Annotated in this window: 25 protein-coding genes; 13 read left to right on the forward strand and 12 right to left on the reverse strand. The window is 64.8% G+C overall.

The window, feature by feature from the left end:
* Window positions 1-115: 115 nt before the first annotated feature.
* The 4 genes from K6G35_RS20360 (at window position 116) to K6G35_RS20375 (ending at window position 4,453) form a co-directional block, all read left to right on the forward strand.
* On the forward strand, window positions 116-1,270 hold the full coding sequence (locus K6G35_RS20360) for a hypothetical protein (protein ID WP_495676924.1): 1,155 nt from the start codon (window positions 116-118) through the stop codon (window positions 1,268-1,270).
* Entirely contained in the window at window positions 1,261-2,334 is a 1,074-nt protein-coding gene (locus K6G35_RS20365; protein WP_495676925.1) for a hypothetical protein, read from the forward strand. The genes K6G35_RS20360 and K6G35_RS20365 overlap by 10 nt, the downstream gene beginning before the upstream one ends.
* Before the next feature lie 73 nt (window positions 2,335-2,407).
* Complete coding sequence (locus tag K6G35_RS20370) at window positions 2,408-3,088, forward strand: hypothetical protein (RefSeq protein WP_495676926.1); 681 nt, start codon at window positions 2,408-2,410, stop codon at window positions 3,086-3,088.
* 21 nt (window positions 3,089-3,109) lie between these two features.
* On the forward strand, window positions 3,110-4,453 hold the full coding sequence (locus K6G35_RS20375; protein WP_495676927.1) for a CsgG/HfaB family protein: 1,344 nt from the start codon (window positions 3,110-3,112) through the stop codon (window positions 4,451-4,453).
* A gap of 122 nt (window positions 4,454-4,575) precedes the next feature.
* Here the strand turns inward: K6G35_RS20375 and K6G35_RS20380 are convergent, their stop codons facing one another.
* Window positions 4,576-4,794, reverse strand: a complete 219-nt coding sequence (locus K6G35_RS20380; RefSeq protein WP_495676928.1) for an HP1242/YdcH family protein — start codon at window positions 4,792-4,794, stop codon at window positions 4,576-4,578.
* 886 nt (window positions 4,795-5,680) lie between these two features.
* On the opposite strand from K6G35_RS20380, the gene K6G35_RS20385 reads away from it, so the two are divergent.
* Window positions 5,681-5,989 carry a DUF4148 domain-containing protein gene (locus K6G35_RS20385; RefSeq protein ID WP_008643995.1) on the forward strand — a complete coding sequence of 103 codons (309 nt, stop codon included), beginning with the start codon at window positions 5,681-5,683 and terminating at the stop codon, window positions 5,987-5,989.
* A 105-nt stretch (window positions 5,990-6,094) separates the two neighbouring features.
* Here the strand turns inward: K6G35_RS20385 and K6G35_RS20390 are convergent, their stop codons facing one another.
* Both K6G35_RS20390 and K6G35_RS20395 read right to left on the reverse strand, forming a co-directional pair.
* A complete protein-coding gene (locus K6G35_RS20390) occupies window positions 6,095-6,514 on the reverse strand; it encodes a DUF302 domain-containing protein (protein ID WP_495676929.1) in 420 nt (139 codons plus the stop codon).
* A 51-nt stretch (window positions 6,515-6,565) separates the two neighbouring features.
* Complete coding sequence (locus tag K6G35_RS20395) at window positions 6,566-7,441, reverse strand: metal-dependent hydrolase (protein WP_035882816.1); 876 nt, start codon at window positions 7,439-7,441, stop codon at window positions 6,566-6,568.
* A gap of 324 nt (window positions 7,442-7,765) precedes the next feature.
* Between K6G35_RS20395 and K6G35_RS20400 the strand changes: the two genes are divergently transcribed.
* Window positions 7,766-8,125, forward strand: a complete 360-nt coding sequence (locus K6G35_RS20400) for a hypothetical protein (protein ID WP_035882815.1) — start codon at window positions 7,766-7,768, stop codon at window positions 8,123-8,125.
* A 60-nt stretch (window positions 8,126-8,185) separates the two neighbouring features.
* Here the strand turns inward: K6G35_RS20400 and K6G35_RS20405 are convergent, their stop codons facing one another.
* A complete protein-coding gene (locus K6G35_RS20405; RefSeq protein WP_008644003.1) occupies window positions 8,186-8,824 on the reverse strand; it encodes a Vgb family protein in 639 nt (212 codons plus the stop codon).
* Window positions 8,825-8,853: 29 nt separating this feature from the next.
* Window positions 8,854-10,074 (reverse strand): hypothetical protein, encoded by a 1,221-nt coding sequence (locus K6G35_RS20410; RefSeq protein ID WP_035882814.1) that lies wholly within the window; start codon window positions 10,072-10,074, stop codon window positions 8,854-8,856.
* Between the two features lie 89 nt (window positions 10,075-10,163).
* Between K6G35_RS20410 and K6G35_RS20415 the strand changes: the two genes are divergently transcribed.
* Window positions 10,164-10,937 carry a DUF899 domain-containing protein gene (locus tag K6G35_RS20415; protein ID WP_008644007.1) on the forward strand — a complete coding sequence of 258 codons (774 nt, stop codon included), beginning with the start codon at window positions 10,164-10,166 and terminating at the stop codon, window positions 10,935-10,937.
* A gap of 138 nt (window positions 10,938-11,075) precedes the next feature.
* Here K6G35_RS20415 and K6G35_RS20420 read toward each other — a convergent pair whose 3' ends face one another.
* The 7 genes from K6G35_RS20420 to K6G35_RS20450 form a co-directional block, all read right to left on the reverse strand.
* Window positions 11,076-12,269 (reverse strand): DUF4382 domain-containing protein, encoded by a 1,194-nt coding sequence (locus K6G35_RS20420; RefSeq protein WP_008644009.1) that lies wholly within the window; start codon window positions 12,267-12,269, stop codon window positions 11,076-11,078.
* A 105-nt stretch (window positions 12,270-12,374) separates the two neighbouring features.
* Complete coding sequence (locus tag K6G35_RS20425; RefSeq protein ID WP_495676930.1) at window positions 12,375-15,716, reverse strand: pilus assembly protein; 3,342 nt, start codon at window positions 15,714-15,716, stop codon at window positions 12,375-12,377.
* Between the two features lie 45 nt (window positions 15,717-15,761).
* On the reverse strand, window positions 15,762-16,307 hold the full coding sequence (locus K6G35_RS20430) for a pilus assembly PilX family protein (RefSeq protein ID WP_008644012.1): 546 nt from the start codon (window positions 16,305-16,307) through the stop codon (window positions 15,762-15,764).
* On the reverse strand, window positions 16,304-17,347 hold the full coding sequence (locus K6G35_RS20435) for a PilW family protein (protein ID WP_008644014.1): 1,044 nt from the start codon (window positions 17,345-17,347) through the stop codon (window positions 16,304-16,306). The genes K6G35_RS20430 and K6G35_RS20435 overlap by 4 nt, the downstream gene beginning before the upstream one ends.
* Window positions 17,344-17,955: a type IV pilus modification protein PilV gene (gene pilV, locus K6G35_RS20440; protein WP_495676931.1), complete on the reverse strand. Its 612-nt coding sequence runs from the start codon at window positions 17,953-17,955 to the stop codon at window positions 17,344-17,346. Before pilV ends, K6G35_RS20435 begins: the two co-directional genes overlap by 4 nt.
* A complete protein-coding gene (locus K6G35_RS20445) occupies window positions 17,952-18,446 on the reverse strand; it encodes a pilus assembly FimT family protein (RefSeq protein WP_035882810.1) in 495 nt (164 codons plus the stop codon). Before K6G35_RS20445 ends, pilV begins: the two co-directional genes overlap by 4 nt.
* 3 nt (window positions 18,447-18,449) lie before the next feature.
* Window positions 18,450-18,953: a type IV pilin protein gene (locus K6G35_RS20450; protein ID WP_035882808.1), complete on the reverse strand. Its 504-nt coding sequence runs from the start codon at window positions 18,951-18,953 to the stop codon at window positions 18,450-18,452.
* Between the two features lie 296 nt (window positions 18,954-19,249).
* On the opposite strand from K6G35_RS20450, the gene K6G35_RS20455 reads away from it, so the two are divergent.
* The 6 genes from K6G35_RS20455 (at window position 19,250) to K6G35_RS20480 (ending at window position 26,166) form a co-directional block, all read left to right on the forward strand.
* The gene (locus tag K6G35_RS20455) at window positions 19,250-19,699 is read left to right on the forward strand and encodes a hypothetical protein (RefSeq protein ID WP_008644019.1); all 450 of its coding nucleotides are present in this window, start codon (window positions 19,250-19,252) and stop codon (window positions 19,697-19,699) included.
* Window positions 19,700-19,786: 87 nt separating this feature from the next.
* Window positions 19,787-20,887: an efflux RND transporter periplasmic adaptor subunit gene (locus K6G35_RS20460; protein WP_008644021.1), complete on the forward strand. Its 1,101-nt coding sequence runs from the start codon at window positions 19,787-19,789 to the stop codon at window positions 20,885-20,887.
* Window positions 20,887-23,994, forward strand: coding sequence for an efflux RND transporter permease subunit (locus K6G35_RS20465; RefSeq protein ID WP_495676932.1), 3,108 nt, complete (start codon window positions 20,887-20,889; stop codon window positions 23,992-23,994). Before K6G35_RS20460 ends, K6G35_RS20465 begins: the two co-directional genes overlap by 1 nt.
* The gene (locus tag K6G35_RS20470; protein WP_495676933.1) at window positions 23,991-25,250 is read left to right on the forward strand and encodes a TolC family protein; all 1,260 of its coding nucleotides are present in this window, start codon (window positions 23,991-23,993) and stop codon (window positions 25,248-25,250) included. The genes K6G35_RS20465 and K6G35_RS20470 overlap by 4 nt, the downstream gene beginning before the upstream one ends.
* A gap of 148 nt (window positions 25,251-25,398) precedes the next feature.
* Window positions 25,399-25,719 (forward strand): ArsR/SmtB family transcription factor, encoded by a 321-nt coding sequence (locus K6G35_RS20475; protein WP_008647678.1) that lies wholly within the window; start codon window positions 25,399-25,401, stop codon window positions 25,717-25,719.
* Window positions 25,720-25,731: 12 nt separating this feature from the next.
* Window positions 25,732-26,166 carry a YeeE/YedE family protein gene (locus K6G35_RS20480; RefSeq protein WP_024570749.1) on the forward strand — a complete coding sequence of 145 codons (435 nt, stop codon included), beginning with the start codon at window positions 25,732-25,734 and terminating at the stop codon, window positions 26,164-26,166.

The raw sequence follows: 26,166 nt of genomic DNA on the forward strand, positions 1-26,166 counted from the left end.
AGGTTCTCCGCGCCGCAAGCTGCTTCGGTATTGAAATTCAGAGGTTTCCTAAGCTCAGGCGGTGGTGCTGACGGCAGAATTCCCGGCCATTGATTGACTCTCTGCTGCTCGTTCCATGCTGGTCGCCCGCCTGACACTCTGCGTACTGGCATTGATTGCCACCGTTGCACACGCTGCCGACAAGGTAGCCTTCGCCGGCTTCGCCTATGCCGGTGAAGCTCGACAGATCGATTCGCGCTTTCCGCTGACGCGCAAGGTGGAAGCCGAGCTGGCCGCCAGTGGCCGGAGTCCTTCGAAGCTCATCACGCAGTCGTTGACGGCAAATCCGCCGGCGAACTTTGCCATCACCACCGACGGTATGGCCAGCCTCAAGGACAGCGATCAGGCACTGGCCACCGCGCTTGTGGTGACCAGCGAATCGGTATCCAGCGAACGCTTCGGGTCGATCTACAAGGTCGTGACGAATCTGCGTGGCCAGGCGTTGGTATTCGACTTCAAGGCCATGACGGTGGTGCGCGCGTATCCGCTGAATATCAGCCACCTGGATGTGTTGGACCACATGCCGGGCGATGCCGAGAAGCGCGAACGGATCAAACGGCTGCTGGCCGGCGGCGAACGTCCCGGTTTGCTCGATCGCTATGTGCGGGCGTTGTCATCGGCGCAGTTGCCATCGTCGGGCACGCGCTACCTGCAGATCGAACGTGTGGAACTGACGCCGGGTGCCAGGGCGCAATTGCCGGAGGCGTTGCGCGGCGACGGTGTGGCGGAGGGCTGGGTGGCCGATATGTTCGGCGAAGCGCTGCTCGACCGGGCACAAGTGCCGATCCTGCCATTCACAAAGGGCTATGCCATCGGCAATGCGATGTCGATGCATTTCAGCGATGGCGAGGTCTTCAATCTCCAGTTGCCGAAACCCGACTATACGATCGACCTGTCCGTGAAGGACTTCAAACGGGTCGAGTACGGCAGTTCTGCGGCTGGCACGAGCTACATCTACGCATCGTACAGCCACGTCTCCATGGCCGAGCCCATGTCGGGCCGCCGCTATCTGGATGCGGACTTCAAGAACGGCGAGGTCAAGGCGGTACCGGTGACGCAGTCTCGCACCGACGACTTCCCGGCATTCGCGGAATCCCTGCGAGGGCTGTTTACCAAGCTGGCCGATGTGGTCGGCGGCAAGGACAGTGACTGGTTGGCTGCTGCCGCGAGCGGCGACAACGTGAAGAGCCAGATCGAAAGCACACGAGGAGTGATCAAATCATGCAGGTAATTCGTAACTTATGGTGGCTGCTGGTACTGGCCAGCAGTCTTGCGTCCGCGCAGGTGGTGACATCCAAGGGGATGGCAACCGTCAAGTACGACGGCTCGCTGTTCTCGAGCAAGGCATCCGCCGAAGACAAGCAGCGTGCATTCCAGACCGCCGAGGTTAATGCCATCGAGCGCTACTACGCCGAGAGCGGCGAATCCCAGGCCGAGAACTTCGACAGCATCCGCGACAAGGTGGCGGCCAACCTGGACAAGTTCGTGCTGGGCGCCACGCTGATCAGTGACGAGGACAAGAAGGACGCGCAGCAGTACTCGGTGGTGGTGCGCGTCGATATCAACGTGGCCAAGCTGCGCAACGCCGTCAAGGGCGGCGCGCCGGTCGCCATGGCCGCTGATGGCCAGAAGTCCCCGCTGACGTTTGTGTTCGTCGCACGCCAGCAGGACAGTGTGAAGTCCTACGACCCTCGCGTGTACAAGCGTGCCGACATCAAGGAAAGCGCCACGGAGAAATCGAGCCGCAGCGGCTATGCCGCGAACACCTCGGTGTCGATGGAGACGGGCGGCAGCCGCACCCGCAAGGCCGATGAGATCAAGTGGAAGCTGGTGCCGTCCGGCAACCTGAACACGATCTTCACGGGCGTGTTCGCGCAGTCGGGCTTCCAGGTGGTGGAGGCGGGGTATGTGGAGCCGACTTCGGGCGGTCACCTGCGGATCTCGGCGCTCGAGAACGACTTCCAGACCGGCAACGACCTGCAGCCGGCCACGATGCGCGAAGCGGTGCTCGGACTGCAGACTGCCCAGGTGCCTTACCTTGCGCTGGGCACCCTCGATATCGGCATGCAGGACACCGACCCGGTAACGGGCCTGACCCGGATCTACGTGACGGTGACGGCGAAGCTGATCGATGTGACGACGCGCTTCCCGCGCACGGTGTCATCGGTGGGCCCGGTGCAGTTCTCGGGCACGGGCCCGGACGCCAGCGTCGCCCAGACGAACGCCCTGAAACGGGCGGCGGATTCGGCGGCACGTGAGCTGGCCGCGCAACTGAATAACGCCAAGGTGCGCTGACACCGTTGACCGGCCAGGTGATAGCGGATCGCCGCCGCCTGGCCGCTTCCTTTCACATTCTCCAATTGACATCATGATCAAAAAACACCTCGCCATCATCGCGCTGTCATCACTTGCCGCCGCGCACGCGCACGCTCTTCCTTCGCTTGGCGCCATTGCCAATGCCGTGACACCGTCCAGCAGTGCATCGGGCGGTAGTGCCGATGCGGGGGCCATGCAGGACCAGCTATCCGCCGCGTATGGCGCGGCCGGCAAGGAAGTGCTGCTGGCGCAAGTCAATTTGGCGCAGGCCGTCGGTCTCAAGGAAGTCGCCGCACAGGCGCAGGCCACCGCCGATGCGCTGACCTCGGGTGCCACCAAGGACAGCCTGCAGGAATCGGACAAGGTCCAGAGCGAGGCATCGAAGGCCATCGAGGCCGCGCTCAAGGACGGCAACACGCGCATGGATGCTGCCGGCAAGGCCTCCTATGCCGAGGGCATGAAGCATCTGGGGCTCGGCATGTTGCGCTACGTCGGCCTGCGATCCAACGTCATGGCGTTCAAGGATGCCGCCCAGGCACAGCTGACAAGCGCGTCGATCATGGACAAGATGTCGCTGGGCAGCAAGCTCTCGACCGGCACGTATATCGCCACCGAACTGCCCGGACATGTGTCGCGTCTGAGCAGCACGCTGCAGGCGGCCACGGCCTATGCCAAGTCGCACGACATTCCGGTGCCGAAGGATGCGACGGCCGCGCTGTCGTCGAAGTTCTAAGCGCTTCTGGCGGTGACAATCATGATTTCGCAAGCAAGGGCCACGTTGGCCGCAACCTGCGCCGTGGCCCTGCTTGTTGCCTGCGGACAGCAGACTCCGGACGACAAGCCCGTTGCCGCGCCCCCTCAGAGCGGGGCCGCGTCCAGTCCGACAGCGCAAGCCGGCAAGCCCGATGTTGGCGCCGTGGAGCGGGTTCACGTCTCCGCTTCGGGCGTGGGCGCGTCAGCCGCGGAGGCCGTGGATCAGGCGCTGCGGCAGGCCATCATGCAGGTCACCGGGACCACGATCGACTTGTCCAGCACGCAGTTCAAGACCGCGCTTGGCGCGGCGGTGGGTCGCGATGCCATCACGCTATCCTCGGCGGGCTTCGCGGAGCTGGTCAGCCAGACTACCCGTGGCGCGGTGACCAATTTCAAGGTGGTCAGTCTGGATGCGCCGGGGCTGATGGAGCGGGTTTACAAGGCGTCGATCGAAGCCGACGTGGCCAAATTCAAGGCGCCGGCGGACACGGGCAAGCTACGGATTGCCATCGCGCCGCTGCGGATCGGACACGCGGGTGGCAACAACGCCGAGCGGACCGCCGCCGAACTGCGTCAGCGCATTACCGATGCCCTGACGCAAAGCGGGCGTTTCACGGTGCTCGAGCGCGGCGATGCGCCCGAGTTGTATGGCGAGATCGAGCGAATTGCCAGCGGGGAGGTTTCGAACGACCAGTTTGCGAAGATCGGGCAAGGCCTGGGCGCTGATTTGATCTGGTTCGGCAGTGTCAACGCCTTCGAAAGGGGACGACTCGCCGACGCGGATCAGACCGGTCGTGCCGGTCGCTGGTCCGTGTCGCAGAAATTCGTGAATGTGACCACGCGTGAAGTGCTGTTTAGCAATACCGTGGATGGCGGTGCCGCCGAGCAGTCAGGGGATCGCGTCGATGCAATGGAATCGGCCATGGTCCGGAAGGTCGTGGCAGACATTCTGGTCCGGCTCTACCCGGTCAGCATCGCCTCACGCGACGGTTACAACGTGGTGCTGAGCCAGGGTGGCCAATCGGTGCGCCAGGGCGCGATCTATCAGGTGGTGCGTCTCGGCAAGGAGCTGACCGATCCGCAGACCGGTCGTTCGCTGGGCTTCACCGAGCAGGAATGTTGCACGGTGGTGGTGGACCGCGTGACGGCTTCGATGTCGTACGGTCATCTGGAGTCGGTCAAGATCAACCTTGACGAAGTGAAACCCGGCGAGCTTCAGTTGCGGGCCGAAGCGGTATCGCGCAATGAGCCGGCCGGGGCCAGTTCGGCTGCCGCCAAGGTGGTCCGGAAGGTGGTGAAGAAGAGTGCGCCGCTTGGGCCACCGGCTTCGGACGCGAACTGGTAATCAGACTGTGTGGTGAGACGAATCAGGTCCTGCCTGATGGGCGCCGCGAGATCCTTGGGGGTTTCGCGGCGTTTTGCATAGCGCGCCAGCGATAGCGCGGCCGTGGCTGCCCCGAAATGTCGTCAGGCGGTCCTGGACGCAAGCAGCATTGCCTGGATCTGATTGATGAGTTGAAGGCGCTCTTTCCGGTACTGCGCAACGGCTGCCGGCGTTGCTTTCAGGAGACCTGATTTGATGAAGCGAAGCACATCCTCAAGGTCGCTGAGCCGATACGACAGGCAGGCAAAGCGCACGCTCCTGGCCCTGAGTTGCAGGATTTCGTTTTGAAGTTCGGGATGCATGGTTGGAACTCCGGGAGGTGTCATGCAGTGACCGATGCGTGGATCGTCGACCGTTATTCCTCATTGTGATCGCCCCGGGCAATCGCGTTGCTCGGATGTTGCCCATTCGGCGGGACGACGCCTCCGAATTTTCTCACCAGCGTCTCAAGCGCCACACCGCGCGGTGTGGCGCGACCGGAATTTCCAATTGGATTTTGGGAAATTTCGGATGGTCGCGCGTAGTCGCGGTGGCCTATAACGAAGGCAGGGAACGGGTGGCACATCGCTGCCGGTTCAGGCAAATAGGACTACCTTCGGAGCTTGATCATGTCAGTCAAACCAGCAAGATTCACAGACGAAAGCGTGACGCGCCGCGCGTCGGAACTGCTTCGGACACCACGCACACTTGTCGTCCTTGGGATGGTGGCCGTGCTTTGCTCGGCCCTGTTGGCGCCATCCGCGGCATATGCCGCAGCCGATCCACCGTGCATGGTGTGCGACGCAAGCGCAACCGTCATTACCTGAGTCGCGCGTCCGCGCTGCATGGGCACGTGATCAAACATCAGTCGCCCTGTGCCGATTTCGGGAAGCTTCCGAAGCCGCGCATTGAATCCTCGAATCGATGGTCTCTCGAGTCTGCAGTGTCCGGAATGTACCGTCGCCTGCGCCCGCGACTGCCATGTGTGACTGCCAGGTGTGGATGCCAGGCGCACGGCCAGATTGGCATGTTTTGCGCGGATGACGCTTCCGGTGGACTTGCCCGCAAAATGGTCTATCAAGAAACTGTCCACGGATGGGCCGGGCCGACCCGGCATGCCGATGTGCGGACGCCTATGCTCTTTTTTCTTGGGCCGTCGAGTACGCGAGTACCCCTGTTCGACCCCAACTCCAGGATCAGGAGTGCGCTATGGAATCCGGATCTTTCGCCACGATGTGCCGTGTATGTGCCATCGCCTTGCCGATGATCGCCGTCTGCGGCTACGCCCGTGCGCAAACGACGACGGGAACCGCTACGCCGCCCATCACTCGCGCGAGCATTCTTCGCGAGTTGCAGGCGCTGAAGTCGGTAGGCTTCGATATCAACGACGAGAACTACCCCAACTCGCTGCAGCAATCGCTGCGCAAGCTTGAGGCGATGGAGGCAATGCACCAGGCCGAAGCGGGGGCGGCAGTGCAGGGCAGTGATAAGCCTGCGTTGCCCAGCGCGCCCCAGTAGGTGCCTCAGCAGGTGCCGCAGTAGGTACCTCTTTGGCATCCCGGGCTGCAGCCCACGCCCGAGTATTCCGCGAGTGGAGTGACATCCGCCTCGCGGTGGCAGGTGTTACGCGTTGCCAGCCACGCCTTCGAGCAACGCACGTACCGTGGCCAACGGTGCTACGAGGGCCGGCTGCAAGCCATACTCGCCGCTGAGGACACCTGCGGCATCCTGATAATCGATATGCGTGGCGCCACGGTCGTCTTCCCAGACCACCGCTCGTAACGGTAGTTCTATCGCGGCATGGGGGTTGGCCTGCATCGCCGGCGTGCCGCCCTTCGGATTGCCGAACAGAAACAGCCGCGTCGGTCTGAGCGAGGTGCCGGCCTGTTCCGCGGCGGCGCTCTGATCGATATCCGCGAATAGTGTGAGCCCGCGCGACGCAAGCGCGTCCTTGAGGCGCGCCACCGTCGTTGCGAAGTCGTGGCGGCTCGGCAGCGATTGCGTGCGCGCGGGGTGCGGTGTGTTCTGGGCTTGTGCTGTCATGATTTCTCGATCTGAAAGCGGGAGCGATGCCACGGACTGTGGCATCGCTCCTCAGAACGCGACCTGCTGGCCCGGATCGGGGACGATTACCGCCGTGGTGACCCCGGCCCCGAGCGCTGCCTTGAACTCGTCAGGCGTGCCGCGCAGCATCGGCGACGTGCCGTAGTGCATCGGAATGGCATACCTTGGCTTGATGAAATCGCGCACGGCAATCGCCGCGTCCTGCGGGCCCATCGTGTAATGCCCGCCGATCGGGATCATGACCAGATCTGGCTTGTAGCGTTCGGCGATCAGCTTCATGTCGCTGAACAGTCCGGTATCGCCCATGTGCCAGATCTTGAAGCCATTCTCCATCTCGATGATGTAGCCGACCGGCTCGCCGCCGTAGTGGCTTTCGGTCTTGTTCGTGGCTGGATTCTTCCAGACCAGTTCGGACGAATGCTCGGCGTGGACGGCGGTGATCTTCGGACCGTCAGGTCCGAATGGCATGACAGTGCCGCTCTTGCCAAAGGGTTGCACCAGATCCGAGGTCACCAGACCAAGGCTGACCAGTTGCGGGCCCATGCCGCCGCCATTCCAGATCGGCACGTGCTGCGTCGTGGCGATTGCCGGCGCATCCCCGAGATGGTCGCCGTGGGCGTGGGTGAGCAGGATCATGTCGACCTTGCCCAGCGCGGAGAGTTGCTTGAACGCGGGCGGCGTCTTCGGATTGCCGGTCAGCCAGGGGTCGATGACGATGACCTTGCCGCCGGGCGTGGTGATACGCGTGGCGGCCTGGCCGAGCCAGAGCACTTCGGTCTTGCCAGCGGCATGGCTGCCGGTGGTAGCGGGCTGCGGCACCGGGGCGGGGGCGTTCGAGATGCCTGAGGCGCAGGCGGCGAGCGCAGTCGCGGCTGCGGCGGCAATGATAAGGCGGCGTCTGATCATGGTCGTCCCTGATTGGGCCCTGTTGGGCAATGAGTAGGGGAAATGAACTGCGACGATTCGAACTGCCTGCACCGTCTCGGGGGTATCGGGGCTGAGGCGCTGCGTGCCGGCAGTATTTGCAGTGCGGCCCCGGCTGTCAACTGGCGCCTGGTGGCGGGGCAAGGTGTTGCTGTATTTGCAGCAATTGCAACGGCGGATTTCATCCGCCCCAGATATGCACCGCCATTAACATCTGCTCACGATCCCGTAACCCAATGTAATGGTTCCTCGCCCATGATGGAGTCGTACAAGCGAGGCCAATCGTTGGCCGTCAAGGAGTCTGAAATGCGCAAGTCGATTCGTTATACCGGTATTGCCGTCCTGAGCGCCGCCATGCTGGTCGCGGGCTCGGCTTCGGCGCATGATCGTTACTATCGTGGCGGCTACCACGGTGGCGGCGGAAGTTCGGCAGGCGCGGCGCTGGCCGTGGCGGCCGTCGCGGGATTGGCGATTGGCGCGCTGGTGGCCAGCAGCCAGCCAGTGATGGCTGCGCCGGCACCGGTCTATGCGCCGCCGCAGCCCGTGGCCTACGCAGCGCCGCAAGTACCCCCGGGCTACTGCTATCGCAGCTATGACGGGGCGTATGTGCCGTGCCGTGGCGCAGCCCCGGTCAACTACGTACCGCAGCCGTACTACGGCTACTGATCCTGCATCGGGCTGGAGCCCTTGCGTGGGCTCCAGCCCCTCACTCCGCCAAACCTCACGTCAATCGCGGGCAGGGCGACGCACCACGCGCAGCTTGCCGCTGGTGCCGCCGCCGCAGAAGAACTGCTCCTTCCCATCGGACTCGAGCCCCGACACCATCACGCCGGGTGGCATGTCGATCTGTTCCAGCACCTCACCGGTTGCCGCGTCGATACGACGCAGCGCGCCCTGATCGCCCTCACCAGCGCCGTGCCAGAGCGTGCCGTCTACCCAGCTGACCCCCGTGACGAAACGATCAGAGGTGATGGTGCGCAGGATGGCGCCGGTCTCCGGGTCAATCTGATGGATCTTGCGTTCGCGATACTCGCCGACCCACAGCGTGCCTTCGGCCCAGGCGAGCCCTGAGTCGCCACCGCCGCCGGGCGCTGGAATCGTGGCCAGCACGCGGCCCGTCACCGGGTCGATTTTCCGGATGCGGTCATCGCCGATCTGGAAGATATGCCGGCCATCGAATGCCGTGCCGGCGTGTGCCGCGATGTCGATCGTCTGCAGGGTCTTGCCGGTGGCCGGGTCGAGCGCGACCAGACTATTGCCAACTGCCATCCAGACCTGCTTGCCGTCATAGGTCACGCCATTCACTTGCTCGACGCCGGGGAAGGGGCCGAATTCGCGGAGGATTGTTGCGTTGGTTCGTTTCATGATGGTTATCCGTTGAGCGGGATTTCATCCTAATCGCCTGGCAGCGGCACGTGGAGTAACAAGGTTGTCGTGAAACCTGGCATCGGCGCGGTGATCCAGCGCTGGGCGCGGCCGCGCCCGATCGACTGCACCTTGCCGGCGGCTGCCAGTGTCTCGAGCGCTCGTTGAATCGAGCGCTGGCTGGCGCCAAGCGCTAGCGCCAGCGAGGAACTCGACCAGGCCTCGCCGTCCGCAAGGCTGGCCAGCAGCATGGCATGCGCATCCTCGACCGGCTGCGCCAGCACCGCGACTTCGGTCGCTTGGCACGGCGCCAATGCGAAGCCGCGCTTCGTTGCATGGATGCCGGCCATCGGGCTCAGCACCGCACGCAATCGGCCGATTTCCACTCGCAGTCGCGCGCGCAGCGTTTCGTCGGCATGACGGGTGCGGAAGGCGTGCGCGATCAGCGTGTCGCGCGCGACATCGTCGGGCCATGCCTCCGCCAGCGTGCGAGCCAGCGCGAACAGCACCGGGCGCGACGCCAGCGAGACCACCGTGCCAGCCTCGCTCACGGCCAGGCGGCACGCGTCGACCACGAGCGTGGGAGAAGCCAGCAGCGACGCCACCTCATCGAGCCCAATGGATCGGGTGTCACCACGGGCGATCAAGCGGGCTGCCGGCGCATCGAGTTGCGCTGCGGCACTCTGGACCTCGGCGAGTAGCGCGGGGATGCCGGCATCGCGCGCGAAGGCCTCGGCGCGGACCAATCCCATGCGGGCCTCCTGTGTGCGCAGCCGCCGCATGGCAACACCGGTGACAACCAGTTCGTGGGCTGCCCGCAGTGCCGGTGGCAAGACCGTGGGATCGATGGCGTCCAGCGCTTGCTCGGCCACGTCGAGCTGTCCGGTCAGCAACTGACGGCGAAGCTCCAGATAGCGTGCGCAGGCGGCATTGGCGTGGTCGCCATGCGCCTCCAGTGTGACGCGCGCCGCATCGAGCCATTTGGTCCGCCAGCCCAGGTCACGCGAGGCCAGTGCGACTTCCGCCTCGGCAACGATACATCGCGCCCGGGAGACCGCCTCCTTCGCGCCGAAGGCGCGTGCGGCGCTTCGTAGCAGTGCCTTGGCGCGGGCGAATTCGCCAAGCTGCGCCATGGCGATGCCGCGCAGCGCGAGTGCAGGGGGATCGTCGCGCAGGGCCACGCGATTGAGCGCGCCAAGCGGATCGCCGGCCGAAAGCGCCAACGCCGCGGCCGTGATCAGCGAGTCCATCCGAATCCCGACATATTTGTCACTCCCGCAGTGGCGATGGAGGCGCCTAATCTAGCACAGGGATACCTACTGCATTGGAGGGAGCGACGATGACCACACATTCCACCGGGACGCGCGAACAATGGCTGGCCGCGCGGCTCGATCTGCTCAAGGCGGAGAAAGAACTGACGCGCCGCAGCGACGAACTGGCGCGCCTGCGTCAGGCACTGCCATGGGTGCGCGTGGACAAGGCATACCGGTTCGATACCGAGCAGGGCAGCGCATCGCTGTCGGACCTGTTCCGGGGGCGATCGCAACTGCTGGTCTACCACTTCATGTTCGGCCCCGACTACAGGGCCGGGTGCCCATCCTGCTCGTCGATTGCCGATAGCTTCAACGGCTTTGCGATCCACCTGGCCAATCACGACGTGATGCTCTGGGCGGCTTCGCGCGCGCCGCTCGACAAGCTGCTGGCATACCAGCGCCGGATGGGCTGGACGTTCCCCTGGGCGTCATCGTCCAGCAGCGATTTCAACTTCGACTTCAATGTCTCGATGACCGAGGCGCAGCAGCGTACCGGCGATACCGAATACAACTACGAGCGCGGGCGGCGCAAGCTGGACACGGCCGAGCCGCCCGAACCGCTCAAGAAGTTCGCAGCGACCTGCGGCACGGACGCCGCCACGTTCTCGCGAGACTTGCCAGGCCTGAGCGCATTCGTGATCGAAGACGACGTCATCTATCACACCTACTCGACGTACGCGCGCGGGCTGGATGGCTTGTGGGGGATGTACCAGTGGCTCGACCGCGCGCCGAGAGGGCGCAACGAGGCGGGTCCATGGTGGAAGCGGCACGACGAGTACGCGGATCCGGCACCGGCGTGATCGTCTGGCGGCCTGATGTCATGTCACGGCATGATATTTCTTGTCTATCGCACCGGGGCCTTGTTACGAATGGTTGCAATGAACCGGGCCCTTCTCGTTTGCGGGCCCGGCCGAGCGACTGGCGACTATCCAGATCGACTAGAAGCTGAAGTCGATGCCCGATTGATTGCCCGAGGAGACATTCACCGGGGTGCTCTGCGTGGCGCCCGCCGCGGAGGTGGCCTGAATCGAGTACTTGCCTGCCACGGCGGTGATGCTCTGCAGTGTGATCGGCAGAGGGGTGCCATACGTGCCCACCAGCGGGGCCGCTGCGGGAAGTGCCAGCGAATAGGCGCCGGTGTCCAGGTTCGCGTTCGTGGAGGTGATCTCGTAGGATGCCGATCCGATCGTCTGCAAGGCTCGCAGCGACGCCTGCGCGGCCGGGGTGGTCGTGCCGGCAGCCGTGTTGGTGGCCGAGGTCGGTAGCGTGAACGGTGCCCCGGCAGTGGAGATCGTCGTGGTCTGCGTGGCCGTCACCGGCACGGAGCGAATGATGCCGGTGGCATGGCCCGTGGGTACCTGGTTATCCACGATCACCACGTCGTAGGTGCCATTGGTCGAACTCTGCACCAGCGGCGACAGCACGAATTGCCCGTTGCCGTCGGCCACCGTGCCGCGGACGACTTGTCCATTCTGTTCCGCGAAGACTTGTGCGCCGGCCTGCGCCATCGCGACGTTACCCGTGATCGAGCCGCTGACGACCATCGGGATCGCGGTGACCACCGGCTTGAGACTGTACGTGCCGTTGCCGCGCTGGACGATCGATTTGCACGCGTTGAAGTCGAGCACCAGGTCCGCCAGCGTGTTCGGCTGCACGGTGAACGGCTGGATGATCTTGAACCCGCTTTGCGTGGCGCTTGGCGTGTCCAGCGGCTGCTCGGTGGTGGTGCCGCTGACCACCACGGAGTTGGCGGGTGTGTTGCCCTGGTTGGCTGCAAGCACCAGTCGGATCTGCTGATACTGGCCCGCGGGAAGCGGGGCGCGGCCCAGGTCGGCCAGCACGCCGTTGGTCAGCGTGAGCAGGTCGATCTTCTGGGGGGAGGCCATCGTGATGTCGGTCCAGCCGGCATCATTGTCACCGGCGGAACTGCTGGTGTTCACCCGGACCTTGTTGACCGTGACGAAGACATGGTCGAAGCCGCAGGCGGGGGCATCGGTCATCGAGACCTGCAAGGTACCGTTGCCGGTAGTGCCGCTATTGCTGCCGCTGCTGCCATCTCCGCCACCGCCGCACGCGGTCAGCATCGAGACGAACGGTACGGCAATCAGTGTTGCGCGGGCGACTGCTTTCATGGCGGCTCTCCCTCGGGGCTTGTTGCCCGAATCTTAGGCTCGGCGGTAGATTGACCGAGTCCGGGGATTGCAACCATTCGTAACAGCCGCCGCGCCTCGACAAGGCTACTTCTTGTCGACCTCGCCGTACCAGTAGATACGCTTGCGCTTGCCAAGGCCGGTGGGCTTCACTTTCTGCACGCCGAGCCCCGATTTCGCATCGCCGCCACCGGTGGCGGTCTGATTGCCGCCGCCCAGCAGCACTGGCGTGACGACGGAGTTGCCGCCCGTGCTGACAGTGATCAGGCCGAACACCGACGACGGTGGGAAGCCGCCGCCGTCCAGCACGATGTAGCGGTTCGTGTTCTGGCCGATGCTGGTCAGGAAGTTGTAGGAATAGCTACGCGCGGTGCCAAGGTTCGGATAGCAAGCGCCGGCGACCGGCACGGAAGGCGTGTTGGTGCCTACGTTCGTATAGCCCGCGACGGTCAGCGGTGCGTTCACCGCCTTTTCGCCCGGGTTGATCAGTGTGATGAAGAAGCCCGACTTGCTGCCATCGTAGGTCGTGGCCGTGGCATCGAACAGGTTGCTTTCCGTGATCGGGCTCCACGACGTCGACATGCCAGTGGTGTTGGTGTCCTTCAGCATGTAGAGGCGGTTGACCACGTTGTATGCGGTGCCGGGTGCGGTGGACGCCGAGTAGAGAGGATGCTCGCGGTCGCCGGAGCCAAGCGAGATCGCATCGTATCCATTCGTCGAGACGACATCAGGCGGATAGAAGAACTTGCGAGCATTGTTCGTACCTGCGCCGCCGCCCAGGGCCGCAAGCTTCGTGACCGTCCAGGCGGTGGGCGCATTGCCGGCAGCGGTTTCGAAATCGGCGCGCCAGACATTGCCGCCTACATCGCCCACGTACACGCGCTCCACATAGCCATCGCCGTTGCGATCGAGCGGCGTGACGTCGGAAGGAATCGCGCGGGTCATGCCGGATACGGCCAGGCATGGCGTTGTGACGCCAGCACAGGACGGCTGCGCGGACCAGACGATGTTGCCCTTGTAGGCGTCCACCATGATCAGGCCGCGCCCCATCGTATTGACGCCCGGGGACGGGTCGCTATCCTCGGCAGGGTCGTAGCCCGCGCCCATGACGATGACGGGGTTCGCATTGCCGCGCACGCGCATCACCTTGGGCTGCGACCAGGTCTGGCCCATCTCGGCGAGGTCAGTGTTGCTGAGCCGCCAGACAAACTGCGGGTTGGTCGGATCGGTCACGTCGAGTGCGTAGATCAGGCTACCGCCACGTCGTGCGGTCAGGAAGATCATGACGTGCGGGTTGTTCGGATCGCGGAGATCCTGCATGACCGTCGTGCTGCCATCGAAGAAGTAGTCGCGCGGCAGCGGCGTCGGCGTGATGCCAGCCGGCGTGGTCGAGAGCTTGATTTCCGGCGTGTTCTGGTAGAGACGATTGAGCTTGCCGAAGAACTCGGGCGCGATGAAGCCCCAGATTTCGCCCCCGGCACGCGTGGCGCCAATGCCCTGGGTGCGATTGCCGTTGACGGCGTGGAAGACACCATCGTTCGTGCCGTAGTAGACCACGACACCAATGGAGCCGCCATAGTTGACCACAGCGGGGCGCGAGTGCAGCACGTCGGCGTGGATCGACGAGCGGACGGTTACCGGTGCCCCCGGTCCGAGTTCCGCTTCCGCGCCTGCCATGGTCGTTGTCGTGGTGGTCGTGGTGCCGGAACCGCTGCTGCCGTTGTTCTTGCCATTCCCGTTTCCGTTTCCATTCCCGCTGCTGCCACTGCTGCCACTGCTGCCGCTGGTGCTAGTGCTGGTGCTGGCAGGGGTCATGTCCTGGCCGCGCACCCAGGCAATCAGGTTAGGCACCTCGGTGGACGGGAGGGCCTGGATCACGTTCGTGTTGGTGGTATCCGTCGTGGCGTTGACGTTAAGGGCTGCCAGCCCACTCGTGCCAGTCAACCACTTGTTGTTGGCATCGAAGCTCGTCAGGGCGCTAACGCCACCCGATGCGGAACACGTGCCCACGCCATTGCATGTCAGCAGCCTGCGGGAAGTCTGATCGCCCAGCCATTGCGCGCGCATCATTTCCGCCACGCCGCCTTTTTCCACGATTTCGCCGTCTGGCGAATCGAACTGCCAGCCAGTGCCAGACGGACTGTTCTGCCAGTAGCCACCGGACGGCCAGGTCGTCATGTTGGGACCGTATCCAGCACTGGAATAGGACTGGGGTGGCTCCGCCGTCCAGAAGCTGACGGAGTTGGGCGAGATGAAGCCGGTCTGGGCGTTGCTGATGGCGCTGGCACCCTTGGCATCCTGCAGGACCAGGTTGCCGTTGGTGTCATAGCCCACCTGATACTGCTTCAGGTTCCCCATCCAGCGCGGCGCGGCGGTCGCGTCGGGGCGGAACATCCCGACGTAGACCTGGTTCAGGAACTGGCCCTGCGCATTGACCGAAGCCGGAAGACTGACCGAGGCGAACACGCTGTTGACCGCCTGCACTTCGTTGAAGATGGCCATCAGGGCGTCGGCCAGCCCGTTTGGATCCCCGAGCTTGACTTCGGAGTACTTGCCCCCGCCGTTGCTGGCCATGCTCTTGGTCAGTTGCAGGTAGTCGGGGTTGCTCCCGTCGGTCACGCCGATCGTATAGGTGACGATGTTCTGATGGTCGGTCGAGCTGGCCGACAGATTGGTCTGGTAGTTGAACCGTGCCCACTCGTCAGCCCAGTTGGCCTGGTACTTGTTGGTGGCCGATGGCAGCACGATCTGCTGCAGTTGCGCGGCGCTCGCCTTGGCCTGGTTCGTCAGGCTGTTGATGGCATTCTGTCCGGTGTCACCGGGTTTGCCGTTGTTGACCGCGTTGGCGATGTAGATGACGAAGTTGCGCTGGCATGGGTTGTCGATCGGCGACTTATAGGTGATGCCGGACAGGCCCTGCTGGCCGGCATAGTACGCCCAGGCTTCCTGCATCGCCCCGGCGACCTGCGAGTTGCCGGCGCTGTCGCCAGTTCGGTCGATTGTCTTGACGTACGTGAGGAAGTTATTGACGCCGGTGGCGTCCATCAGCGGCAGCTTGTACGGCGCCGTGGACGGGAACTTCATGATGCCGCCGAAGTTCTTGCTGTCGCCGAACATCATGATGCCGAGGTTGATGTTGCCGAGTAGCGTTTGGCTATTCAGAATCGAGTAGACGGCGTTGTACAGCGCGCACTGCTCGGCACCCGCATCGGTGTTCGCGTTATTGCTCGACACCACGCCTGACGTGGAACATGTGAAATTCGCCGAGGCATTCCAGGCTGACGCATTGTCGAGCACGATCAGGACGTTGGGCTTGCCAGCCTCCGGCTGGAGACCCGTGTACAGGTCGATGTCCTCGGCCGAGGCCGGCAGCGAGATGGCCATCGCGAGGCAGCCAGCGAGCGCGAGATGAGGGGCGGATTTGCGCATGAGCGGTTCCTGGAGCGGCGAATTGAAAGGCAGCTGCGTTGTTGATCAGGGACAGGCGGTACCGTAGGGCACTCGTACCGCGATGCCCTGATGGAGCGTTGCATTGGCGTTGGTGGAGCCTGTGTCGTTCACGGTGGCGCTGACATCCCATTGCGTGGTGTTGCAGAGCGAGTTGCCTCCGCTACCGCCGGTGGCATCGATGATGCCGGTGTTGTTGTTACCGTTGCCGACGAAGCACGCCACGTCATCTGGATTGGTGACGTCGAGTTGCGTGTTCGTGATCGTGGTGCTCGATTGGCAAACCGGCGTCGCCACTTGCGCGGTGTAGTCCGCCTTGCCATCGCCATTCACATCCACGGGGACGGTGGTGGCGACCGGCGCGGACGTGAAGTCCTGGCTGATGACCTGCTCGATGCCTTGCTGCGCCGCGCTGACCGCTTCGACGTTGTGCTGCTGGTTGGCCGTCACTTTGGTATTGACGATGCCGGTGCTCACCAGGGAGATGACCAGCAGCAGGAAGATCACGACGAAGATCATCGTGATCAGGAGCGTTGCGCCGGATTGTCGGCGTCGTGTCCGGTGCATCTTCATTCCCTGTTCCCCGCGACGTTGATCAGGCGGGCCGTCTGCGCGTAGATGTGACGCTTGTAGCTGTCGTTGAAAGGGCCAGCCGCTTGCGCGCGACCGAGGTCGTAGGTACGCGTGTCCGTCCAGCCGTTCGTCGTGCGCGAGGTACGGGCCAGCACGCCGATCCGGACGGCGGTCACGTTCTTCCAGTTGGTCAGTGGCGTGCTCCAGTCGTAAGTCGTCACTGTCGTGCACTGCGCGGCATTGTTGCTACCGGGGTCTGCCACGTAGCAGTCGGGCGCGCCGTTGTTATCCAGATCGACCCCGTAGATCAGATGCATGTCCTGGATGCCGACGGCCACCGACTGGATCTGGAATGCGCCGTTACTTAGCTCGGCCATTTTCAGCGTCGGCACGCCGTCTCCGCTGCCGCTGCACTGGTCGCATCCGGCAAGGTAATAGATGCGGACCGTCGCCTGGCGCAGCTCAGTCGGCACGGTGTTGTCACAGGTCTTGGTGCGCAAGGTGAACTGCGCGGCGCTGGCGCCGAAGACCATCTGCGACGTGTCGCTCGCGCAATAGGACGCCTGCAGATACGGTGTGCCGGTTACCGCGGCGCTGACCGGCGTGGTCGACACGCGCCGAACCACCAGGATCTCGGAGCTTGCCAGCAGATTCGACAGGCACGGCGCGACGGTGCCGGGCGCGAAGCCTTGCACGCCAAGCGGCATCGTGACAGGCGACCCCGAGAAGCCGAGCGCGCTGGGATCGGTGGCGCAGACATCAGGGCTCGAAACCTGCGCCTTGGTGGAGAGGTTGGTCGGGCCGAAGAAACCTGCAAGCTCTAGCTCGCGGGTCATCGTGTCGAGCACGTACCGGCCGTTCTCCATCTGGTCGGCGCTGTTGGCGAACTCGTTGCGCGTCGTGCTGGTATTGAGAAAGAGCGCCGAAAGTGCGGTCAGGATGATCAGGGTGAGCGTGATGGCCACCATCAGCTCGACCAGCGAGAAACCGCGTTGCCGGCCCCTCAGGCGCAGCGCGGCTGCATGATGCGCCCGCGTCATGACAGGACTCCGATGCGGACCGTTACGCTGATGGCGCGGCGGTTCGCGTCGTTGCCGAACGAGCCCGCACCGCATGGCAACGAGGAGGTCACGGTTTGCGCCAGCCCCTGCCATGCCACCGTGACGCGGTAGATCTGGTTGGTGGCATCGATCGATTCGATACAGCCAAGCGCGCCGATCATGGCGCCGACCGCCGTGCCGCTGCTGCTGCTCTCGGCGCTACCCTGCAGCGCGGTGTTCCATGCGGCGAGATCGGCCGTGGCCGTGCCCAGTTGGGCATTGCTCACGCCCGTGCACACCGGTGGCGCGACGGTGGCGTTGCCCATCACGGTCATGGCGCTGCCGCTGGCATAGCAGGGGGCAGCCTGACGATTGGCGTTAATGCGCGCCACCATGTCTTTCAGCAGCGTGAGTGCCTGCGCGCGCTGGTAAGACTCCATCTCGGTCTGTCCCGAGCGCGCGATCAGCCCGGCCGTGCCGAGCAGCGCGATCAGCAGGATCACGACGGAGACCAGCACCTCGATCATGGTGGCGCCACGCTGTGATGCCAGGCCGATTCCCGGGCGCTGGCGGCGCGGCCTTTGTGTGCGGTGCATGCGATTCATCATGTGCAAGTTCCGTTCACGGTGGTCACGCGCCCGGTGCCGCCCAACTGGACGCAGAGAGTCGTGGCGCTGGTCGCATTGGTGGATGGCGCCACCTGGAATGTCTGGGTGCCAGCAATGGGGCGGCCATCATTGCCGATGGCCAGCGAGCTTCCGCTGCTTGCGGTAATGGTGATGCCGTCGTACGGGCCATAGCCGCGAATCCGGGCGGTGCCGGCCGCCACGGCCCAGCCACCGGTCCATGATCCGCCGGTGCCGGATGCCGTCATCGTCGTGGTGGCACTGCGATTGACCGCTTCGCTGCGCGTCAGGGTCAAGGCGGAGGCCAGATCGGCGGCGGCGTTACGGGTGCGTTGCGACGAGATCAGCTGGCTCATGTTTGGCGCGGCCATGGAGACGACGATCACCAGCACGATGACGGTGACCATCAGCTCGATCAACGTGAAGCCGGCGGCGCGCTGCGTCGCCGGCAAGGTTGGCGAGAGGTTCGGCATGGCCTATTTCCAGCAGGAGGTGGGTGCCACGCCGGCGGCCGTTTTGTCGCCGGTATTGTTCAGCGTCAGTACGCCGCAGTCCGTGTCCGAGGCAAGCTGGGTATTGATCGGGGTCGCGGTGAAAACGTAGGCCGGAGGCGTGGCCGTCACGGTGAGGGTGACCTGGTAGTTGGGCGCGATCGAATCCGGCAAGACAGCGAAGCCAAGTGCGGAAAGGGTTGTGGCGTAGGCGCGATTGTCGACCAGGTAGCGTTCCTGCAGACTCGCGGCCTCGAGGACGAATGCCTCGGCCGCGGCGCGGTTGCCCTTAATGACGTAACGTTGGTAGTTGGGAATCGCGATGGCGGCGAGGATGCCGATAATGGCGACCGTGATCATGAGTTCGATCAGCGTGAAGCCACGCGACGACCCGCGCGTGCGCGCGTCCTCCCCAGTGAACCCGATATCCCGAAACAGTCCGCGCGTACGCACGTGACCATGTTGCACCGTGGGGCAGGGTTGTCCCATGTGTGCTCCTTTTTCTATATATGTTCGGCTGACCCGGTGCCGATAAATTTCTGTCGGCGAGTGTATGACTCGTCATGGGAAGGGTCAACCGTTTCTAGGATTCTTCCTATGTCTGTGGTGGAAACACCATCGACAGCAAGGACCTTGGTCGCGCGAAGAACCAAGCCAGTCTTAAGCCAGCGTTAAGACAAGCACTGCGAGTCGATCGACCCGTATCTCTGCTAACCTGGTTGAGTTAAAAACGCACCGCCTTCCACCGATGTGGATGCAAGCCGCATCGGCTACAATCCACCGTCATGACACGTGCGACCGCGAGCATCCCGCTCCGGGGCGCGCTGCTGCTGATCATCGTATTGGCGCAGTTGCTGACCCCGCTCCTGCACGGCCATATCGGTACTCCCAACCAGACTGGCCTGCACGTGCATACGTCGCCGTCCAGATCAGTCGATTCTCATTCGCGTTTCGAGGATTTGAGCAGGCATGGCGACCACCATCACCACGCCTTTGGCTCTCATCGCGAGCCCTTCGAGGTCGATGTCGAAACCGCCATCGGGCCGCTTTCCTTTTCCCTGTTGCTCCAGGCCGCTGCCGTGCTTGGCGCGTCTGTTCTGACGTTTGTCCTGCTGGCCGCGCTCGCGGTCTACGTCACGCCGCGCCGTGCCTGGCGGCCAGCATCACCGCGTGGCCGATGGTCCAGTCGTGTTGGATGGCCACCACCAGCCCAAGCTCCCCCCATCTTCTCCTGATGTCACCGGCCGGCAGTCCGCCGGCATGTTCGCGCGCGCCCTGATTCGAGAGCGGGCCCGCGCGGGTTTCGCATTCTGGAGTCATGTATGGTCTTTTCCCGGTTCCCCAGGATCGGCGCGGCTATCGCGTCGGCCGTGTTTCTTGTCGGGCAGTCGTTTGCCCAGTCCACCAACCCGCCGGCGATGCAGCCGGTGCCACTGTCCGCCGACCAGGCGCGGGCGCTGGGCGTGCGGTTCAGTCCTGTCCAGGCGTCGGCAAACCTGGAGGTTGGCACGCACGCGCGGGTCGTTTTCCGGCCCGACGCCCAGTACGTCGTGGCAGCGCCCTACGCGGGGATCGTGCCGCGCGTGATCGTGGCGGTCGGTCAGACCGTGCGGCGTGGGGAGGCTCTGGCGACGTTCGCCAGTCCGCAGCTTTTCGAAGCCAGCCGCGCGCTGACGGAAGCCAACTCGCAGGTCAACCTCGCCCAGAAATCGCTGGCCCGTGACAAGCTGCTGTTCGACGACGGCATCATCGCGAACAGCCGTCTGCAGGCCACCGAGGCCCGCGCGACCGAGGCGGCGGCGATGGTCAAGGCACGGCGTGCCGAGCTGGCCTCGGCGGGCATCGCTTTCACGGGCGCGGGCGGCGAGGCGCAACTGGTAGCCAATCGTTCCGGCGTGGTGTCCGAGGTCAATGCTGTTCCCGGCGCGCGCGTGGACGCCGCCGCGCCGCTGTTCCGGATCGTCGATCCCGACGCGGTGGAACTGGACCTGCTGGTTGGCCGCGACATTCCCGTGCCGTCGCTGGGCGATACCGTGGACATCAAGCCGCGCGGCGCCAGCGGCAAGGTGATCGGTATTGCGCCGACAGGCGATGGCACCGCCGGCGTGCGCGTGCGGGCGTCGCTGGAGCGGCGCGGCAACCTTCGGGCGGGCGAGAACATCAACGTCACACTGGTGCTGCGCGGCGCCACGGACGGGTCCGGCGCGCCCGGCCGCGTGCGGATTCCGGCCGCTGCGCTGGTGTACTGGCAGGGGGTGCCCGGCGTATTCCTGGCCACTGACAAGGGCTTCACGTTCCACCGCGTCGAGATCGACAGCACCGACGACGCCACCGCCGTCGTCCGGACCAGGCTGCCTGCCGGCGCTCGCGTGGCGGTCACCGGCATTGGGGCGCTCAAGGGCATCCTGACGGGAGACCAGTGATGGTAGGCCGTCTGATTGATTTTTCCCTGCGGCAGCGCCCGCTGGTGCTGATCGCCGCCTGCGTGCTGGCGGCGGCCGGGGCGTGGGCCTATCTGAATCTGCCAATTGACGCGTTTCCTGATATCTCGCCCACGCAGGTCAAGGTGGTGCTGAAGGTGCCGGGCATGACGCCCGAGGAGGTAGAGCAGCGCGTCTCCACGCCGATCGAGCAGGAGTTGTTGGGCATTCCGCACAAGACGATCGTCCGCTCGGTGTCGAAGTACGGCATCAGCGATGTCACGGTCGACTTCGAGGAAGGGGTGGACGTCTACTGGGCACGCCAGCAGGTGTCGGAGCGCATGGCAGGTATCGCGCGCGATTTGCCGTCATCGGCAGTCGGGGGGCTCGCGCCCGTGACCACGCCGCTGGGCGAGATGTTCATGTTCACCGTCGATGGCGATGGCTACAGCCTGGCAGACCGGCGGCGTGTGCTCGACTGGGTGATCCGCCCCGCGCTGCGTACTGTGCCGGGCGTGGCCGATGTCAACTCGCTCGGTGGCGAGGTCCGCAGCTACGAAGTGATTCCCGATCCCGCGCGGCTGCGCGCCCGGGGCGTGACGCTGCAACAGCTGCGCGACGCGCTCGACACCAATAACCGCAACGACGGCGCGGGCCGGCTGGAGCAGGGCGACGAGCACTGGGTCGTGCGGGTGGAAGGCGGGGTGCGTGGTGTCGACGATCTGCGCACGATCGTGGTCGAGTCCGGGCAGGGCATGGCGGATGCTGCGGCGGTGGCCGTCGGAGATGTCGCCACGGTCAAGCTCGGTGAAGCCACGCGTAACGGCGCGGTGACGCAGGACGGGCGCGGCGAAGTGGTCGAGGGCCTCGTGCTCGGCCTGCGTGGTACCGATGCCCGCAAGCTGGTGGATGCCGTGCAGGCGCGACTCGATGCGCTGGCGCCCGACTTGCCCAAGGGCATGACGACCCACGTGTTCTACAACCGTGGCGAGCTGGTATCGCGTGCGGCCAACACTGTGGTGCGCGCGTTGATCGAAGCCAGCGTGCTGGTGGTGGTGCTGCTGTACCTGTTTCTCGGAGGCGTGCGCGCTGCGCTGGTGGTGGCGGCCACGCTGCCACTGTCGATCCTGGCGACCTTCCTGCTGATGCGCTACGTCGGGCTCACCGCCAACCTGATGAGCCTGGGTGGCCTGGCCATCGCGCTGGGCATGCTGGTGGACGCTGCCGTGGTGGTGGTGGAGAACATCGAGACGGCGCTGGCTCGCGAGGAGAAGCATGGAGCGCGTAGTGATCTGCGCGGCGCCGCTATCCGGCACGCCGTGACATCGGTGGCGACGCCGATGCTGGCCGGGGTGTCGATCATCGCCATCGTGTTCCTGCCATTGCTGTCGCTGCAGGGGCTGGAAGGCAAGCTGTTCTCGCCGGTGGCGCTGACCATCGTGCTGGCGCTGGCGTCGTCGATCGTGATTGCCTTCACGGTGGTGCCGGCGCTGGCGTCGCTGGTGCTGAAGGCCCACGCGGACGAGATGCCGTGGATGATGCGCAAGGTGGCTGCGGGGTTTGCGCGGCTGCAGCAGTGGTGTTTTGCGCATCGCCGCGCCGTATTCGGGGTGGCCGGCGCGGCGTTGTTGCTGGCGGTCGGGCTGTATGTGTCCGTTGGCAAGACGTTTATGCCGAGCATGGATGAGGGCGACCTGATCGTGCAGTTGCAGAAGGCGCCATCCGTATCGCTGGCGGCATCGCTCGAGCTGGATCAGCGTGTCCAGCGGGCGCTGCTCAAGGAAGTGCCTGAAATCCGCTCGGTGGTGGCGCGTACCGGGTCGGACGATCTGGGACTGGACCCGATGGGGCTGAACGAGACCGACACTTTCCTGGTGCTCAAGCCGAAGGACGAGTGGCGCGGAACCAAGGACGATATCGCGGAATCGATCCGCAAGGTGATGGAGCGCTTCCCGGGCGTGGTCTACGGTTTCACGCAGCCAATCGAGATGCGCGTCTCCGAGATGCTGACCGGCACGCGGGGCGATGTGGCCATCAAGATATTCGGCAACGACCTTGCGTCCATCGACAACGCCGCTACCGCCATCGCCGCAACGGTACGCAAGATCAACGGCGTGGCCGAGGTGATCGCACCGAGCAACAGCGGCGTGCAGTACATGAACGTAGTGATCGACAGGGCCGCGGCCGGGCAGGCCGGATTCAGCGGCGACGCATTGCAGGCGCAACTGCGCGCGTTGGTGGAAGGCGACCGCATCGGCGTGGTGCCGGAAGGCATCGTCCGCACGCCCCTGATCCTGCGCGGCGGGCCGGGGCTGCGGCAGGTGCCGGATGCTTTCACGGGTCTGCTGGTGACGGCGCCCGATGGCAAGGTATGGCCACTGACGTCGCTCGCGCGTATCGACCGCATCGACGGACCGGTCCGCATCAACCATGAGGACGGGGCGCGCTTTGCCGTGGTCCAGGTCAACGTGAGTGGGCGCGATCTGGCTGGCTTCGTGCAGGAAGCGCAAACCGCGGTGAATCAGCTTGCGTCGCTCAAGGGTCTGCGCATCGTATGGGGTGGCCAGTTCGAGAACCAGCAACGCGCGGCGGCCCGTCTCGCGCTGGTGGTGCCGCTGGCGCTGGGCGCGATCTTCCTGCTGCTGATGCTGACGTTCCGGTCGGTGCGTCAGGCGGTGCTGATCATCGCCAATATTCCGTTCGCGCTGGTCGGTGGCATTGCCGCATTGCGGATCTCGGGCGAGTACCTGTCCGTGCCGGCGTCGGTGGGCTTTATCGCGCTGCTCGGCATCGCGGTGCTCAACGGCGTGGTGCTGGTGTCGCACTTCAATGCGTTGCTGGACGAAGGGCACGATATGGCCACCACCGTGCGCGTCGGCGTGCGCGATCGCTTGCGGCCCGTGTTGATGACCGCGTGCATTGCGGCACTCGGCATGATTCCGCTGCTGCTGGCCTCCGGCCCGGGTTCTGAAATCCAGCGGCCGCTGGCGATTGTCGTGTCCGGCGGACTGGTGACATCCACCGCGCTGACGCTGCTCCTGCTGCCGCTGTTGTTCGAACGTTTCGGCGTGCCTGGCCTTCGTCCGTCTGCCAAGGGAGAGATGCAATGAAGCCGGCAATGCGAAACATCACGTTGGCGATGATAGGAGCCGCGTTGCTCTCGAATGGTGCCGTCTTCGCGCAGGACGCGCAGTCGTACCTGCCTGCCGAGGCGGCAGTGCGCGAGGCCGTTGCGCGGGCGCCCGACGTGCTCACGGCTGAAGCGCGGCGGGATGCCACGACGGCACGCGCCGCGGGCACGCGCGCGGGCACGGCGGAAACGGTTGTCAGGGTGATCGGCCAGGGCCGGCAGGTGCGCGAGCCCTCAGAGCGCTATCCCGAAGGCCAGATTGCAATCGAGCGTCCGCTGCGTCTCTGGGGCAAGGCGGAGGCCGACGGCGCCCTGGCCGATCTCGCGACCGAGGCCGGCAACCTCTCGGTCAAGGACGCCAAGCACGAAACATCGCGTCAGATCCTGAGCCTCTGGATCGCCGCAATTCGGGCTGGGCAGGCCCGCGTGGCCGCCGAGGACAATGCGCGCGCGGCGGCGGACCTCGCAGCCATGACGACGCGGCGCGTGCAGGTGGGTGACGCCGCGCGTCTCGACGCGGAACTGGCAGCGGCAGAACTGGCGCGCACACGTGCAACGGTGGCCACCGCCCAGGCCACCGAGTCGGCATCGCTCGCCGAGTTGCGCGCGCGTTTCCCGATGCTGGGTCAACCGGCGCCGGCACCCGTTCGCATCGCGCTGCCGCAGCCTCCGCAGGAGCCGGCCGAGCAGTTACGCGGCATCTACGTGCAGGACAGCCATGAATACCTGCTGGCGATGGCGGAAGAAGCCCATGCATTGCAGCAGGCCAAACGATCGGATCTGGACCGCAAGCCGGACCCGACCGTCGGCATGTTCGTCACGGTGGAACGCGGCGGCGCAGAGCGGATTCTCGGGGTCAGCGTGTCGATGCCGCTTGGCTCGGCGTATCGACGCTCTAACGCAGTGGCGGCTGCGGCGGATGCCGAGGCGGCCGCGCGGAAGCGGCTGGGTGTCGAGCAACGCCTGGGTGCGGAGTTCGACGTCTTGTACCGGAACCTGTCCGGCAAGCGCGCGGCGGCAGCGGCCCAGACCGAGGCTGCGACGCTGCAACGGACGGCGTCGGATCGCGCAACGCGCGCGTATCGCGCCGGAGAGTCTGGCTTGCAGGAGCTGATTGTCGTGCGACGAAACCTGGCCGACGCCTTGCTGGCGGAGCGCCTGGCCAATGTCGACGTGCTCGAGTCGGATACCCGTCTGAAGCTCGATCTCCATCGCATGTGGGACTTTGACGACTGAGCGGTAACGACCCGGCAGACGCTGCAAGTCTGCCGGGTATCCGTTAACAATCTATATTTTTATAGACTATAATTCTCGCAATTGATGCCCGGCCCGGCCCGGCCCGGCCCGTACCGGGGCCCATATCGGCGCATACCGGCACCGGCCCATGAACCAGACACATTCCTCCATCGACCTCGTCAGCCTGCAAAGTGCAGCGGCGGACGCCTGCGCGCTGCTCAAGGTGCTGGCCAACCCCGACCGCCTGCTGCTGATGTGCCAGCTTTCACAGGGCGAACTGTCGGTGGGCGAACTGGAGGCGCGGCTCGGCATTCACCAGCCCACGTTGTCCCAACAGCTTGCCGTGCTGCGTGAAAACGGTCTGGTAGCCACGCGCCGCGAGGGCAAGAACATCATCTATGCCGTGGCCAGCGAACAGGCACTTGCTGTCATGGCCGTGCTGTACGAACAGTTCTGCGCGAATTCCTGAGGAGCGAACATGCTGCTGATCGATCTTGGCAATTTCACCCCGGGCCTGTCCCTGGCCGGGGGCATCGTCATTGGCGTGGCTGCAGCCGTGCTGGTGCTGTTCAATGGGCGGATCGCTGGCATCAGCGGCATCCTGGGCGGGCTGCTGAGCCTGCCGCGCCGCGACATGACGTGGCGGGTGGCCTTCCTGATAGGGCTGATCGGCGCACCGATACTTGCCGCGCTGTTCGGGATGCCGGCCAGGGCCGATATCCAGGCAAGCTGGGGCGAGGTGCTAGTCGCGGGCTTTCTGGTCGGGATCGGCACGCGCTACGCGGGCGGATGCACCAGCGGCCACGGCGTCTGCGGTATCTCGCGTGGGTCCATCCGTTCGCTGGTGGCCACGCTGACCTTCATGGCGGCAGGCTTTCTGACCGTTTTCGTTACCCATCACCTGATCGGAGCCTGA

The sequence above is a fragment of the Cupriavidus sp. HY129 genome (genome assembly GCF_059492215.1).

Excerpts from the sequence above, each read along its gene's own strand:
- K6G35_RS20360 (WP_495676924.1), top strand. The coding sequence starts at position 116 with ATGCTGGTCGCCCGCCTGACACTCTGCGTACTGGCATTGATTGCCACC.
- K6G35_RS20365 (WP_495676925.1), top strand. The coding sequence starts at position 1,261 with ATGCAGGTAATTCGTAACTTATGGTGGCTGCTGGTACTGGCCAGCAGT.
- K6G35_RS20370 (WP_495676926.1), top strand. The coding sequence starts at position 2,408 with ATGATCAAAAAACACCTCGCCATCATCGCGCTGTCATCACTTGCCGCC.
- K6G35_RS20375 (WP_495676927.1), top strand. The coding sequence starts at position 3,110 with ATGATTTCGCAAGCAAGGGCCACGTTGGCCGCAACCTGCGCCGTGGCC.
- K6G35_RS20380 (WP_495676928.1), bottom strand. The coding sequence starts at position 4,794 with ATGCATCCCGAACTTCAAAACGAAATCCTGCAACTCAGGGCCAGGAGC.
- K6G35_RS20385 (WP_008643995.1), top strand. The coding sequence starts at position 5,681 with ATGGAATCCGGATCTTTCGCCACGATGTGCCGTGTATGTGCCATCGCC.
- K6G35_RS20390 (WP_495676929.1), bottom strand. The coding sequence starts at position 6,514 with ATGACAGCACAAGCCCAGAACACACCGCACCCCGCGCGCACGCAATCG.
- K6G35_RS20395 (WP_035882816.1), bottom strand. The coding sequence starts at position 7,441 with ATGATCAGACGCCGCCTTATCATTGCCGCCGCAGCCGCGACTGCGCTC.
- K6G35_RS20400 (WP_035882815.1), top strand. The coding sequence starts at position 7,766 with ATGCGCAAGTCGATTCGTTATACCGGTATTGCCGTCCTGAGCGCCGCC.
- K6G35_RS20405 (WP_008644003.1), bottom strand. The coding sequence starts at position 8,824 with ATGAAACGAACCAACGCAACAATCCTCCGCGAATTCGGCCCCTTCCCC.
- K6G35_RS20410 (WP_035882814.1), bottom strand. The coding sequence starts at position 10,074 with ATGGACTCGCTGATCACGGCCGCGGCGTTGGCGCTTTCGGCCGGCGAT.
- K6G35_RS20415 (WP_008644007.1), top strand. The coding sequence starts at position 10,164 with ATGACCACACATTCCACCGGGACGCGCGAACAATGGCTGGCCGCGCGG.
- K6G35_RS20420 (WP_008644009.1), bottom strand. The coding sequence starts at position 12,269 with ATGAAAGCAGTCGCCCGCGCAACACTGATTGCCGTACCGTTCGTCTCG.
- K6G35_RS20425 (WP_495676930.1), bottom strand. The coding sequence starts at position 15,716 with ATGCGCAAATCCGCCCCTCATCTCGCGCTCGCTGGCTGCCTCGCGATG.
- K6G35_RS20430 (WP_008644012.1), bottom strand. The coding sequence starts at position 16,307 with ATGAAGATGCACCGGACACGACGCCGACAATCCGGCGCAACGCTCCTG.
- K6G35_RS20435 (WP_008644014.1), bottom strand. The coding sequence starts at position 17,347 with ATGACGCGGGCGCATCATGCAGCCGCGCTGCGCCTGAGGGGCCGGCAA.
- pilV (WP_495676931.1), bottom strand. The coding sequence starts at position 17,955 with ATGATGAATCGCATGCACCGCACACAAAGGCCGCGCCGCCAGCGCCCG.
- K6G35_RS20445 (WP_035882810.1), bottom strand. The coding sequence starts at position 18,446 with ATGCCGAACCTCTCGCCAACCTTGCCGGCGACGCAGCGCGCCGCCGGC.
- K6G35_RS20450 (WP_035882808.1), bottom strand. The coding sequence starts at position 18,953 with ATGGGACAACCCTGCCCCACGGTGCAACATGGTCACGTGCGTACGCGC.
- K6G35_RS20455 (WP_008644019.1), top strand. The coding sequence starts at position 19,250 with ATGACACGTGCGACCGCGAGCATCCCGCTCCGGGGCGCGCTGCTGCTG.
- K6G35_RS20460 (WP_008644021.1), top strand. The coding sequence starts at position 19,787 with ATGGTCTTTTCCCGGTTCCCCAGGATCGGCGCGGCTATCGCGTCGGCC.
- K6G35_RS20465 (WP_495676932.1), top strand. The coding sequence starts at position 20,887 with ATGGTAGGCCGTCTGATTGATTTTTCCCTGCGGCAGCGCCCGCTGGTG.
- K6G35_RS20470 (WP_495676933.1), top strand. The coding sequence starts at position 23,991 with ATGAAGCCGGCAATGCGAAACATCACGTTGGCGATGATAGGAGCCGCG.
- K6G35_RS20475 (WP_008647678.1), top strand. The coding sequence starts at position 25,399 with ATGAACCAGACACATTCCTCCATCGACCTCGTCAGCCTGCAAAGTGCA.